This is a genomic window from Leptothrix ochracea, from assembly GCF_041083635.1.
In the GTDB taxonomy this organism is placed as follows: domain Bacteria; phylum Pseudomonadota; class Gammaproteobacteria; order Burkholderiales; family Burkholderiaceae_C; genus Sphaerotilus; species Sphaerotilus ochraceus.
Map to the genome: position 1 here is coordinate 99,969 of NZ_JBFPHB010000025.1, position 11,798 is coordinate 111,766.

Genomic DNA, 11,798 nt, shown 5'->3' on the forward strand with positions numbered 1-11,798 from the left:
CGGCAGTGTAGCGGTGCGTATGATTTTCAAGATGTCACTGCGCTGCGTCTTTCTGGGTCTGTTCCTGCTCTTCAACGTTTCGGGCTTTGTGGCTCGGGCTGCCCCCCTGCCGCCCGAGGTCTTGGCGGTCCTAGCTCGGGCGCATATCGAGCCGCGCAGCTTGGCCGTCTGGGTGGCCCCAGTCGGCTCGGAGGCCCCTCGGCTGGCCCACAACGCGGATCAGGCCTTCAATCCGGCGTCGCTGATGAAGCTGGCCACCAGTGCGGTGGCGCTCGATGTGCTGGGCCCGACTTACGTCTGGCCAACCCCCATCTACCTTGACGGCGAGTTGCGTGACGGCGTGCTGCACGGCAACCTCGTGGTGCAAGGCTTGGGCGATCCGAGCTTGGTGGTGGAGCGCGTGCAACGGTTGCTGCGTGCTGTTCAGCAACGCGGGGTGAAGGAGATCCGGGGCGACATCGTGCTGGACCGCCAAGCGTTCCAGATCCCAGCGGTCGATCCGGCTGCCTTCGATGCTGAGCCATCGCGGCCCTACAACGTGCGCCCCGATGCGTTGATGCTCAATTACAAGAGCCTCACGCTCAACTTTGTGCCCGAGGCAGCGTTGAAAAAAATCCGGCTTTGGAGCGAACCCGCCTTGGCGGGTGTGACGCTGCCGCCGCAGGTGGCCCTGAGCGAGGGCCAAGCACCGTGTGGTGATTGGCGCAGTCTGCTTCAGGCCGATTGGCGCGACCGGACCCGGCCGGTCTTCAAAGGGGCCATGGCTTGGATCTGCGGCGAAAAAAGCTGGCCGGTGGCCTACGCTGATCCGGCCAGCTACAACGCGCGGTTGCTGGAAGCGGCGTGGCGTGAGCTGGGCGGCAAGTTGAGTGGCAAGGTGCGCGATGGGGCGGTGCCCGCCAACCGCAACCCGTGGTGGACGTGGAGTTCGCCGCCGCTGGCTGAGGTGCTGCGTGACATGAACAAGTACAGCAACAACGTCATTGCGCACCAAATTTTTCTGAGCCTGAGTCTGGCGCAGCAAGGTGTGGGCACATGGGAAGCCAGCCGGGCGCTGGTGAGTGAGCGTCTGCGCAGCCAAGCGGGTTGTGCGCTTGAGAGCCTGCGGATCGAGGTGGGTTCGGGGCTGTCGCGCGAGGAGCGGTTGAGCGCGCACTGCTTGGCGCAGCTGCTCCAGTGGACTTGGACGCGACCTTGGATGCCCGAGCTGCTGGCTTCCTTGCCCTTGGCCGGTGAAACCACGGTGCGGCGCTTGACCAGCCTTGCCGGGCGAGCCCATCTCAAAACCGGCTCGCTCGACAACGTGGCTGGGTTGGCGGGCTATGTGGAGGGCACGCAGCCCGGCCAGCGTTGGGTGGTGGTGGTGATGCTCAATGACCCCAAGGCTCAAAGTGAGACCGCCCGGGCGGTGCTGGAGGCCTTGCTGGTGGGCGTGCTACGCTGGCCGCCCGACGACTCCATGGCCCCAGCGGCCAGCGCCCCATGAACCTTTCGCCCGGATGGATCGACACCATCGGCTCCATCGCCGCCACCCTGACCACCGTGGCTTTTGTGCCCCAAACGCTGCTGACCTTGCGCACCCGTGACGTCAGCGGCATTTCACTGCCGATGTACTTGGCTTTCACCCTTGGCATCGCGCTTTGGCTGGTTTACGGCTGCTTGATCGGCGCTTGGCCCGTGATCATCGCCAACGCTTTCACGCTGCTGTTGGCCGGAACGATTTTGGCCATGAAGATCTGGTTTGAGGCGACCGGGACCGATTGATCCCGGCCAGACCTTTTTACGGTTGCCAGCCGCGCAGGCTCATGTCGGCCCAGACCTTGTCCGACACCAATTTGTAGCCGTAGGGCGTCGGGTGAACGTCATCCGCGTATTCGTACGTGGTGGCCGCTGTTTGACCCGCCACCAGCGTGGTGGCGTTACATCCGATGGACTTCACTGGATTGACGGGAGGCGGAGGGCAAGCCACAGCGGTGACATTGCTTAAACCATAGGCGGCCGGTGTGGCCGCTTGTTTTTGGCTTTCGGTGAAGAGATCGACCAAGACGATGCGGTTGCTGTTGCCCAGCCCCGCGCTGAGACGGGTGTTGAAAGCTTGCACCAGCTGAACGATCACCGTCTGTGTGGCGGCTCCCAAGCTGATGCCGTAGGGTGTGAGGCTGATGTCCGGGATATTGGCCACCACCACCCGACTGGCTCCTTTGGCGATGACTTTGGACAAAACCGCTGCGGCCAGTTCATCGCCCGCTTGCTGCATGGCGGTGATCGCCGCTGCGGGTGTGACGGTGGCAGAAGCGATGCCTGCCAATTGCATGAACACATCGTTGCCCCCGGCCAGCACCGTCACCAAATCATGGTTGGTGTAGCTGCTGACAGCCAAATGGTTATCCATCTGCGTCACGACGGGGACCGTGAGGTTGCCCATGTAGCTATCGGGTGCAGGCAGCGCTTTGTTGCCCGGACCCACGGTGGCCGTGACGCGGGCGCCGCCTTGGGCGTAGTCATAGCAGCCACTGTGGTTGGCGATGGCCTCAGCAAACCCTGCTAAAGGTCCACTGCTTTCCAGCCCAGTTTGTGCGGCACAAGGGGCCGCGACCCCCAATTGGGTGGCAATGTTTTCCACCCAGATGGTCGAAGAGGGCCCGTTGATGGTGTATTTGCCCGCGTCGGTAAAAGTGGTGACCAAACCCGCCGTGCGATAGCTGCCGACATCGCTCAGGCTGTCGCCGAACACCACCAAGCGGTTGTAGGTGTAGGGGGTGGTGTTGCCGCCGCAACCGACCAGCCCAGCAGCGAAAGTGCCGATGACCACTGTGCCCCAAACCAAGCCACGAACCTGTTTTTGCCAACGCATGATCGTCTCCAATCGTCAAGCCACGGGGACCGAGATGGCCCCGGTGGCTTTCAGCGTAGCACGGTCGTGGAGGGCGGTTGAGCGATGGATCAAAACGGGTTGTTGCGTGCTCGGGTCACAGCGGCTGCACCGATACGGCTGTGCACGATGGGCCCTGGAAGAAAGTTGTCCGACCACATGTAAAGGGTTGGATTGGCCACTGCGCCAGCCACCAAGGTGGAAGTGGTGCAGAACACCGGCGGATTCGCGGCCATGTTCGACAGTGCCGGATCACAGGCTGGATCGGTGATGTTGGTCAAGCCGTAGGTGCCGGGGGCGATGGTCATCAAATGGGTCAATTCATCGGCAGTCACGATGGCCACGTAGCGCCCGTCATTGACCACGGTGGTTCGCAGGGCGGTGTTGAACGAGCAAGCCAAGCCTTGTCCGGCGCACGAGTTCAGATCTTTCCCCGTGCGGGCGACCGACGGGATGGCGCTGACACAGGTGCCGAAATTGACCGTCGGATCTGGGCTGATGCCCTTGGGGCTCATCAGTGGATCCGGGATGGTGACGAAGACCACCCGGCCGCCCACGCCATCGGCAGCCATGCTGTTGATGAGGTTACCAAGCTGGGTTCCTGCCGCTTTGACCTGCTCCACCGCTCCTGCGGGGGTGATCGTGCCAGCGTTGCAATCGGCATAGGCATTGACGATGTCATGCATGCCCGCCATCACGCTGATCAACGTTTTGCTGGTGAAGCCGCCGGTGTAGTTCTGAACTTGGGTGGCAACACCTGCCACGGTGGCTTTGGGTTGCGCCAAGACGGTTGCCGTGGGGCCCGCAGAGCACCCCGGGAAGCCGAAGCCAAAGTTGGACGCCAAGATTTGGCTCCAGACGGGATTCAGTGCGCAACTGAGGGTCGCCGGGGTGGTGGAGGCATCCAAGGCATTGATGCCGTAGCGGTAACCATCGGGTTGAGTCAGGCTCCACTCATCACCGAAAACCACCACTGCTTGCGCCACGAAGGGTTCGACCCGGGTCACGCTGCCACCGCAGCTGCTGAGCAAGAGGGTCAACAGCAGGGCATGCAGCCAGAACAGTTTCTTCATCGCATTCATCTTTCGGGGTCTTTCGTGCTCAGGCGGCAGCGGCGCGTGTGAGTCGGTCACGGACACCATCCCACGCGCTGTCTTCGGGGGGGGCTTCGACCCAGATCAGGCGGATGCCGGCTTCGTCGTCGAGGGCCCGCAACGTGGCAAACAGTTCGCGGGCCGCAGCGTTAGCCTCACTGGGCATGCGCCGCACGACCATCTTGGTCGGTGGCGGTACGGTGCGTAGATAAACCGCCAAACCCGCTTGGCGGGCTTCGTCCGGGCCGAGGAGCTCCAAGGCGGTGCGCAAGGCGTGTGCCGACATCAGCCGGACTTTGGCGCGCGGTGCGTAGTGCGCGGCCAAGGTGCCCGAGGCACGCGGGGCAGCCTTATCCCGATCGTGCAAAGGCTCGCCGGCCGCCGCTTCAATGGCGGCGCGTTCAAGGGCACCGGGGCGCAACAGCACGGGCTTACCTCGGCTGCAATCGACGATGGCGGACTCGATGCCGACGTTGCAATCGCCGCCATCCAAGATGAGGAGCTCGGGTTGATCGGCAAATTCACGGGCCACGTGGGCGGCCGTGGTTGGGCTGATGCGGCCAAAGCGGTTGGCGCTCGGTGCTGCCACCCCCATCACGCCCAAGGCCGCAGCCGCTTGCAGCAAGGCGTGGGCCACCGGGTGGGCGGGGCAGCGCAGGCCGATGCTGTCTTGTCCACCAGCGGCTTCGGCTGCCAACCCGGCGCGGCGCGGCACGATCACGGTGAGCGGTCCGGGCCAGAAGGCTTGCATCAGCCGCTGGGCCACGGGGGGCAGTTCAGCAGCAAAGTGGGCTGCCGCAGCTGCATCCGCCACATGCACGATCAACGGGTGATCACTGGGTCGGCCTTTGGCGGCAAAGATCTGCGCCACGGCTTGGGCTTGATCCGCGCGCGCACCCAAGCCGTAGACCGTTTCGGTCGGAAAAGCCACCAAATGGCCCTCGGCCAAGGCCTGGGCGGCCTCCATCACGTTGCGCATGGTTGCATTCACCACCGACTTAAACCCAAGATGTGCGCCGCCCGCAGACCCGTTTGGCGGACCTGCTCTTCGGTGGCGGCTGTGCAGGTCAGGTGACCCATCTTGCGACCCGGGCGGGCGGCGTGCTTACCGTAAAGGTGCAGATGCACGCCGGGCAAGGCCAAGACACCGGACCAATTTGGCGTGTGCTCGCGGCCTTCAGCGTCAAACCACAGGTCGCCCAGCAAGTTCAGCATCACGGTCGGCGAGTGCAAGCGTGGGGCGACCAAAGGCAGGTTGCACATCGCGCGCACTTGCAATTCGAACTGCGACACATCGCAGGCGTCGATGGTGTAGTGCCCGGAGTTGTGCGGACGCGGTGCCATCTCGTTGACCACCAAACTGCCGTCTTGCAGCACGAAGAATTCAACGCACAGCACGCCCACGTAGCCGAGTCGGGCGGCGATGGTCTCCGCCGCCGTGATCGCTTGGGCCTGCAAGGCCGGGGTGAGATCCGGTGCGGGCACGGTGGTGACCGCCAAGATGCCGTCGCGGTGCAGGTTTTGTTGCAGCGGGTAGTGAACCACCTCGCCAGCGGCGTTGCGCGCCACGATCACGCTGACTTCGAAGGCTAGGCTCAAGCGCGCTTCAAGCACGCAGCTCACTTGCTTCAGATCCAACCAAGCGGCTTCGAGATCTTCGCGCGAGGTGACGCGGATCTGGCCCTTGCCGTCGTAGCCCATGCGGGTGGTTTTGAGAATACCGGGCAGCAAGCGGTCGGGCACAGCGGCGAGTTGCTCGGGCGTTTCGATCAGGGCGTGCGGTGCGCACGCCACGCTGCACGCCATGAAGTGTGCTTTCTCAGCGGCGCGGTCTTGGCAAACGGCGACCGCTGCCGCCCCAGGGGCCACAGGTCGCTGCGCAGCCAAGGCGTGCAGGGCTTCGGCGGGCACGTTTTCAAACTCGGTGGTGATGGCATCCGCCATGCCGGCCAAGCCGAACAAGCCGGTGCCGTCCAGATAGGAGGTGGCGATGTGCGCATGCGCGACCAAGCCCGCCGGGCTGCTCGGGTCAGGATCCAACACCACCGTGCGGTAGCCCAAGGTTTGGGCCGCGTGGACGAACATCCGGCCGAGCTGGCCGCCGCCCATCACACCCAAGGTCGTGGGTTGACCGGATGGGCCAACAACGCCTGGCAACAAAACAGGGGTGGAGGGCGAAGAGGTCACGGCAGCAGCATCCATCAATCGTCCAGCGTCATGGCTCGGGCCACGTCGGTTTGCTTGGCTCGAAAGGCGTCCAAGGCCGCGCGCAAGCCTTCGTCGTGGTTGGCCAACAGCGCGACCGCGAACAGGGCGGCGTTGGCCGCACCGGCGACACCGATGGCAAAGGTGGCCACCGGGATGCCCTTGGGCATTTGCACGATGGAGTGCAGCGAATCCACCCCTTGCAGATGTTTGCTGGCCACCGGCACGCCCAGCACCGGCACCGAGGTCTTGGCCGCGAGCATGCCGGGCAAGTGCGCAGCACCACCCGCGCCGGCGATGATGGCTTGCAGGCCGCGTGAACGCGCCGCTTCGGCGTAGCGAAACATGTCGTCAGGCATGCGGTGGGCCGAAACGACGCGGGCTTCATAAGCCACGCCGAAGTCGGCGAGAATCTGGGCCGCGTTCTTCATGGTGTCCCAATCACTGTTGGACCCCATGACGATGCCGACCACGGGCTGGGCACTGTTCAAGGCGGACTCCCGTCGAGCAAAAAGGGGAGATTCTAGGCGGCCCCCAGACCGATCGGCACAAAACACTCCCACAAGGCCCAGGTACCCACGATGATCGATATCACCCTTGAGAATTTTCAGAACGACCTGATCCAGGCGTCCCTCCAGCAACCCGTGCTGCTCGACATCTGGGCCCCGTGGTGCGGACCGTGTCGCAGCTTGGGTCCGATCCTTGAAAAACTCGAAACTGAATACGCTGGCCGTTTCGTGCTGGCCAAGCTCAATGCCGATGAGCAGCAAGACATTTCCAGCCAATTGGGTGAGATGTTTGGTGTGCGCTCCATCCCTTTTTGTGTGATGTTTGCCGGCGGTCAGCCGGTGGATGGCTTTGTCGGCGCCATCCCCGAAGAGAAGATCCGCGAGTTCCTCGACAAGCACGTGCCGAGTGCTGATGCGATGGCGCCCGACGCGGATTGGGCCGAAGCGGAAGGGGTGGCCGAGGATGATTCTTTGGACGCGGCCATCGACAAGCTTCAACAAGCTTTGGCAGCCGATCCCGAGAACGATGTCGTCCGCTTTGACTACATCAAGTTGTTGCTTGAAAACGGCTTTGTCGCAGAGGCTCGCAACGTCTTTGCGCCCATCGCCAGCAAGGTCTTGATGGATCAGCGCATCGCCGCCTTGAGTGCTTGGTTGAGCGCTATGGAGGCCCAAGCCCATGCGCGTCACCCTGAAGAATTGCTGGCGGCGATTGCGGCCAACAAACGTGACTTTGAGGCTCGGTTTGCTCTGGCCCAAGGCTTGTTTGCGGCGCAGCAGTACACCCAAGCGATGGATGAACTGCTGGAAATCCTGATGCGCGACAAAGCGTGGCAGGACGGTCTGGCCCGCAAGACGTACGTGGCGATCTTGGAGCTGATGAGTAAACCGGCCCCGAAACCCGCCGCGAACGAAGCCAAGAGCACCTTGGAAATCGCCGGCAAAGCCGTGGTGACCAGCGCTGACCCGGTGATCGACCAATATCGCCGCCGGCTCAGCATGGTGATTTTCTGAGCCTCGTCTCGGCCGACGCTCCGTTACTCCCAGTAGCCTTGGAAGAAGAGGCTGATGTGGGGGGCGTTGAGGCTTATCCCGCTGACAGTATCCCGGTACGACTCACGAACGTAGCGCAGACCGACTGCGTCACGTTCAGTCCGGCCCTCCGGTGGAAGGCGGGTGGGGGGTTTGACGAGGATCGGGATGGTGGCTTCTAAGACCAAACCGGTGTTCGATGCCAAGTGTCGTGCAGGCTGGGTAGATCCTGAAAGTTCGGCCTTCACGGTCCGTCGCAGGCCCCACCCTAACCAAAGCTGGGGTGCCACTTTGAGGGAACTGATCAGCTCGATCGGGGCATGCTGAAACACGAGGGCCTTGTCGGAGCCAAAGTTCAAGCTCTCGTAGCCCACCGTGGCTTTAAGGGCGGCATCTGACCCGGACTGATAGCGCATACCCAAGGTGACGGCGATCCCAAGTTGTGTCTTGTCGGGTAGGGCTGGACCGAATTGGCTGAATCCCCGCTGTCCGGAGAGGACCCCCACGCTTATCAGCGAGGACCATGAAGTCTCAGGCCGGAGTTGCGCCGAACATGGGGTCGACATCAGCAACACAAGCAACGGCGCCAGCAACAGGCATGCTGGCGCGTATCGACCGTTCGGGTGGCGCATCTGTTGCTCGGGTTAAAACAGGCCTTTGAGATAGAGACCGACATGCGAGCCGTTGATCGTCTGTCCGTAGGGGCCTTTGAAAGATTCACTGACAAAGCGCAGGGCGAAGCTGCCTTTCTCGGCATAGAAGTAATCGCCCTCAAGGACGGTGCCAAGGTTGGCCGTCAGGGAGGTGTTCGGGCCGGTCATGTTGGACGCTGCCCCACTCGTGCTGAAACTGGCTCCTGTGGCCAAGCGCAAACCACCGCCGAGCTGAATCTTTTCATTGGCTCGGTATTGGCCGATGACCTCGAGTGGAAATCGGCTAAAACTGGCGGAGCCGTTACTCGCGGTGACATCGCTCGCTTGATAGCCGAGGGTGGCTTGGATCGCGCCATGCGGGTGGAACTGATAACGTCCGCCGCCGTAGATGTGGAACAGACCGCCCGCTGTGAGGCTGCTGGTGCTGCCGTCAGTCATGGTGAAACGGGCCAAGGTATCCCCGCCGACGGTTAAACCTAGGCCGAACACCCCTTGGAGCTTGGGTGTGAAGCCTGGTTCGATCGCGGCGGCCCCATTGGCCCATGTTGTCGCGGTGACGGTGATCAAACCCAAGGCGGCGATCAGTTTGGATCGGCTGAACTTGATCGAAAAGATGGCGGGCTTTGACATGGTTTTGGGCCTTTGGGTTTAGAACGTGACGTTGAAATAAAGTCCCACGTGATTGCCATCGATCGGGGTATCAACGCCCCCAGATTGATAGTGGAAGGTCTCATGCGTGGTGCGTCCAGCGATGCTGAACTGCGGGGTGAGTTCGTATTCGATTTGCGCGAACCAACCCATGTCCGCCATCATCGGGACCGGTTGCATGGGCACGCCGGTGCTGTCCAGCGAGGGGCTGAGCGATTTGCGCATGCCCAGACCCAGCGTGACCCGGTCTGCCGCATAGACATGGGTGCTCAGCTCCAGCGGTAGGCGTGAAAACGACACCGAACCATTGCTGGCGCTGACCGAATCAGAGTGATAGCCCAGTGTTCCCCGGAAAAAGTAGCCTTGTGCGACTTGGTGTTCCAGGCCGAGAAACATGTGCACCAGACGTCCGGCGTAGATGTTTTGGACCGTACCGTCGCTGAACGGCACTTGGACCAGCAAATCACCTCCGCCGGTAAAACCGATGCCCAAGACGGGCCGGGTGGTGGGCAAACGGGCATCGCTGCTTTGCGCCTGCGCGGCAGAGATGCCTGTACCGAATGCAAGACCCAAGCACACAAGGCCTGAGCTGAGCGTGGACAGGAGCGACGTCTTGGAACAGATCCGGGCCATGAGAATGCTCGTATGCAGGACCTCGTCTCGGCGAAACGATCCAGCCCCTGCTTTCAAGGTGTGTTTCTACCAGAGCTTGAGGTGTGAGCCCATGCACTTAGATCAGAGCGTTTCAACAACTGTTGTCGTTCGCTGCTGTGTTGCTGATGTCGCTCCAAGGCCGCCAAAGCCAGATTTCGGTGCTGACACTTGGCGCTGTGATGGCCCAGATAGCCCGTGACTTGGGCCAGTTGGGCATGACCGATGGCTGTTTCTTCGTCGGTTCTGGCGAACTTGAGGGCGATAGCGGCATCTTCCGCGACCAAACTGGCCTCTGCTTGTGCGGCGGCTCCCCCGGTTTGGCACAGGCACCAAGCCCGGTCCGCCAGCAAAAGCCCCATCGTTTCGGCCAAACCTTGTCGAGAGGCATAAGGCGCATGGTTGTTGTAAAGACGCAGTGCTTCGGCGTTTTGCCCCAGCATCAAAAAGATCTGCGCCCGTAGAAGGTGCAGATGTGTTTGTAGGGCGTGTGCGTGGATCTTGACATTCAAGAAGGCCGAGGATTCGGTACTGAGAAGCGCACGGTAAGCCGCCCGCCGATCGATGGGGCCGGTGATGGCATGGAGTCGCAGGCGAATCACTTGCAAGGCCGCCATGTTGTGCATCACGGAACCCAAGGTCCCACCATCGCCCTCTTCGGTGGCATGGCGTCGAGCGAGGCTGTACCACGGCTGGGCTTCGTGTTCATTGCCGGATAAATGCCACGCCCACGCCATCACCAAGGCTGCACGGGCACGGGCGGCGTGGTGATCTGTATCGGAGTATTTGAAGGCCTCATCGACATGTGTGACGACAGCTTGGTCGTCCTGTGCCGCGATATCGAGGTGAGCCAGCCACGCGGATGCCAACGCTTGCACCACGGGTGCGGCGGTTGCTGTGGCCAAGGCATGAGCCCGAGCGATGTGCGCTCGGGCGGTGGGCGCCAAGTTTTCGAAGTAGTTCGTGACCCCTTCCGCCAGCCATAGCCAACAGGCCAAGGTGGGGTCCATCACGGTGAGCGGAGCCTCACGCATGACGCGGATATCTCTGCGTGCGAGAGAGATGTCGCCCAAACGGGCCAGCAGCAGGGCGCGTTGCGCACCCAGCAGCAAGATGTCACGTGGATCACTGGCTTGCCGAATGGCATGCCCCAGCGCTTCGAGTCGCCGTCGCATGATCGCCCCCCTTCAACCACCGGATGCGGCTCGTCTCGGCCGCTGGATGCTTAATCCATCAAACGTGCGCGCGCTTCTTCGTACTTGGCGGCGGTCCGTTCGATGACCTCCTTGGGCAGCGCGGGGGCGGGAGCCTGCTTGTTCCAGAGGGCACCATCCACCTCGGCTTGCTCCAACCAGTCCCGGACGAACTGCTTGTCGAAGCTGGGCGGATTCTCCCCACGCGCCACGGCCGCAGCGTAGCTCTCAACGGGCCAGTAGCGTGAGGAGTCGGGGGTCAACACTTCGTCCATCAGGGTCAGGGTGCCATCGCTGTCCAAACCGAACTCAAATTTGGTATCGGCGATGATGATGCCCTTGGTGAGGGCGATGTCAGCGGCCGTTTTGTAGAGCTGGATGGAGATGCTGCGCACCCGTTCAGCCAAATCAGCGCCGATCAGGCCGACCATGCGTTCGAACGAGATGTTTTCGTCATGATCACCCATCTCGGCCTTGGTGGCGGGGGTGAAGATCGGCTCAGGCAGACGGCTGGCGTTGCCCAGACCGGCCGGAAGTTGCACGCCGCAGACGGTGCCGCTTTCACGGTATTCCTTCCAGCCGCTGCCGGCCAAATAGCCGCGCACCACGGCCTCGACCGGCAGGGGCTTCAAGCGCTTGACCAGCATGGAGCGCCCGCGCACCTGCGCTTGCTCCGCGTCCGGCACAACGCTGACGGGATCGTCCCCGGTCAAATGATTGGGCACGATCCCCGTCAGCTTCTCGAACCAAAACAGCGCGACTTGGGTCAGTAGGGCCCCTTTGCCAGGAATGGGTTCACCCATGATGACGTCGAAGGCGGAGAGCCGATCGCTGGCCACCATGAGGATGCGGTCGGTGCCGACCGCGTAGTTGTCGCGCACCTTGCCGCGTGCCAGAAGCGGCAGGCTGTTCAGGCTGGATTCGTGCAGGGCTTGGGTCAT

Annotated in this window: 13 protein-coding genes; 3 read left to right on the plus strand and 10 right to left on the minus strand. The window is 62.4% G+C overall.

What is annotated here, in order from left to right:
• Nucleotides 1-31: 31 nt before the first annotated feature.
• On the plus strand, nucleotides 32-1,486 hold the full coding sequence (gene dacB / locus AB3X39_RS10485) for a D-alanyl-D-alanine carboxypeptidase/D-alanyl-D-alanine endopeptidase (protein ID WP_369417322.1): 1,455 nt from the start codon (nucleotides 32-34) through the stop codon (nucleotides 1,484-1,486).
• Nucleotides 1,483-1,764: a SemiSWEET transporter gene (locus AB3X39_RS10490; protein ID WP_369417323.1), complete on the plus strand. Its 282-nt coding sequence runs from the start codon at nucleotides 1,483-1,485 to the stop codon at nucleotides 1,762-1,764. Before dacB ends, AB3X39_RS10490 begins: the two co-directional genes overlap by 4 nt.
• A 16-nt stretch (nucleotides 1,765-1,780) precedes the next feature.
• Here AB3X39_RS10490 and AB3X39_RS10495 read toward each other — a convergent pair whose 3' ends face one another.
• From AB3X39_RS10495 to purE, 5 genes are all read right to left on the minus strand, one after another.
• On the minus strand, nucleotides 1,781-2,854 hold the full coding sequence (locus AB3X39_RS10495; protein ID WP_369417324.1) for an SGNH/GDSL hydrolase family protein: 1,074 nt from the start codon (nucleotides 2,852-2,854) through the stop codon (nucleotides 1,781-1,783).
• Between the two features lie 89 nt (nucleotides 2,855-2,943).
• Nucleotides 2,944-3,945, minus strand: coding sequence for a hypothetical protein (locus tag AB3X39_RS10500; protein ID WP_369417325.1), 1,002 nt, complete (start codon nucleotides 3,943-3,945; stop codon nucleotides 2,944-2,946).
• A 28-nt stretch (nucleotides 3,946-3,973) separates the two neighbouring features.
• A complete protein-coding gene (locus AB3X39_RS10505; RefSeq protein ID WP_369417356.1) occupies nucleotides 3,974-4,945 on the minus strand; it encodes an L-threonylcarbamoyladenylate synthase in 972 nt (323 codons plus the stop codon).
• Nucleotides 4,946-4,953: 8 nt separating this feature from the next.
• Nucleotides 4,954-6,168 (minus strand): 5-(carboxyamino)imidazole ribonucleotide synthase, encoded by a 1,215-nt coding sequence (locus AB3X39_RS10510; RefSeq protein WP_369417326.1) that lies wholly within the window; start codon nucleotides 6,166-6,168, stop codon nucleotides 4,954-4,956.
• A complete protein-coding gene (purE, locus tag AB3X39_RS10515) occupies nucleotides 6,168-6,629 on the minus strand; it encodes a 5-(carboxyamino)imidazole ribonucleotide mutase (protein ID WP_369417357.1) in 462 nt (153 codons plus the stop codon). The genes AB3X39_RS10510 and purE overlap by 1 nt, the downstream gene beginning before the upstream one ends.
• Nucleotides 6,630-6,752: 123 nt before the next feature.
• Between purE and AB3X39_RS10520 the strand changes: the two genes are divergently transcribed.
• The gene (locus tag AB3X39_RS10520; RefSeq protein WP_369417327.1) at nucleotides 6,753-7,694 is read left to right on the plus strand and encodes a tetratricopeptide repeat protein; all 942 of its coding nucleotides are present in this window, start codon (nucleotides 6,753-6,755) and stop codon (nucleotides 7,692-7,694) included.
• Between the two features lie 23 nt (nucleotides 7,695-7,717).
• On the opposite strand, the gene AB3X39_RS10525 is transcribed toward AB3X39_RS10520, so the two are convergent.
• The 5 genes from AB3X39_RS10525 to AB3X39_RS10545 all read right to left on the minus strand — a co-directional run bounded on the left by AB3X39_RS10525 (nucleotide 7,718) and on the right by AB3X39_RS10545 (nucleotide 11,798).
• Nucleotides 7,718-8,218, minus strand: a complete 501-nt coding sequence (locus AB3X39_RS10525) for a hypothetical protein (RefSeq protein WP_369417328.1) — start codon at nucleotides 8,216-8,218, stop codon at nucleotides 7,718-7,720.
• Nucleotides 8,219-8,356: 138 nt separating this feature from the next.
• Nucleotides 8,357-8,995, minus strand: coding sequence for a hypothetical protein (locus AB3X39_RS10530; RefSeq protein WP_369417329.1), 639 nt, complete (start codon nucleotides 8,993-8,995; stop codon nucleotides 8,357-8,359).
• 18 nt (nucleotides 8,996-9,013) lie between these two features.
• Complete coding sequence (locus tag AB3X39_RS10535; RefSeq protein ID WP_369417330.1) at nucleotides 9,014-9,646, minus strand: hypothetical protein; 633 nt, start codon at nucleotides 9,644-9,646, stop codon at nucleotides 9,014-9,016.
• A 53-nt stretch (nucleotides 9,647-9,699) separates the two neighbouring features.
• Nucleotides 9,700-10,839 carry a hypothetical protein gene (locus tag AB3X39_RS10540; protein WP_369417331.1) on the minus strand — a complete coding sequence of 380 codons (1,140 nt, stop codon included), beginning with the start codon at nucleotides 10,837-10,839 and terminating at the stop codon, nucleotides 9,700-9,702.
• A 50-nt stretch (nucleotides 10,840-10,889) separates the two neighbouring features.
• On the minus strand, nucleotides 10,890-11,798 hold the full coding sequence (locus AB3X39_RS10545; RefSeq protein WP_369417332.1) for a phosphoribosylaminoimidazolesuccinocarboxamide synthase: 909 nt from the start codon (nucleotides 11,796-11,798) through the stop codon (nucleotides 10,890-10,892).

What these genes read in the sequence shown, in the direction of transcription:
- dacB (WP_369417322.1), top strand. Translation starts at nt 32, where the DNA reads ATGTCACTGCGCTGCGTCTTTCTGGGTCTGTTCCTGCTCTTCAACGTT.
- AB3X39_RS10490 (WP_369417323.1), top strand. Translation starts at nt 1,483, where the DNA reads ATGAACCTTTCGCCCGGATGGATCGACACCATCGGCTCCATCGCCGCC.
- AB3X39_RS10495 (WP_369417324.1), bottom strand. Translation starts at nt 2,854, where the DNA reads ATGCGTTGGCAAAAACAGGTTCGTGGCTTGGTTTGGGGCACAGTGGTC.
- AB3X39_RS10500 (WP_369417325.1), bottom strand. Translation starts at nt 3,945, where the DNA reads ATGAAGAAACTGTTCTGGCTGCATGCCCTGCTGTTGACCCTCTTGCTC.
- AB3X39_RS10505 (WP_369417356.1), bottom strand. Translation starts at nt 4,945, where the DNA reads ATGCGCAACGTGATGGAGGCCGCCCAGGCCTTGGCCGAGGGCCATTTG.
- AB3X39_RS10510 (WP_369417326.1), bottom strand. Translation starts at nt 6,168, where the DNA reads ATGGATGCTGCTGCCGTGACCTCTTCGCCCTCCACCCCTGTTTTGTTG.
- purE (WP_369417357.1), bottom strand. Translation starts at nt 6,629, where the DNA reads ATGGGGTCCAACAGTGATTGGGACACCATGAAGAACGCGGCCCAGATT.
- AB3X39_RS10520 (WP_369417327.1), top strand. Translation starts at nt 6,753, where the DNA reads ATGATCGATATCACCCTTGAGAATTTTCAGAACGACCTGATCCAGGCG.
- AB3X39_RS10530 (WP_369417329.1), bottom strand. Translation starts at nt 8,995, where the DNA reads ATGTCAAAGCCCGCCATCTTTTCGATCAAGTTCAGCCGATCCAAACTG.
- AB3X39_RS10535 (WP_369417330.1), bottom strand. Translation starts at nt 9,646, where the DNA reads ATGGCCCGGATCTGTTCCAAGACGTCGCTCCTGTCCACGCTCAGCTCA.
- AB3X39_RS10540 (WP_369417331.1), bottom strand. Translation starts at nt 10,839, where the DNA reads ATGCGACGGCGACTCGAAGCGCTGGGGCATGCCATTCGGCAAGCCAGT.
- AB3X39_RS10545 (WP_369417332.1), bottom strand. Translation starts at nt 11,798, where the DNA reads ATGACCCAAGCCCTGCACGAATCCAGCCTGAACAGCCTGCCGCTTCTG.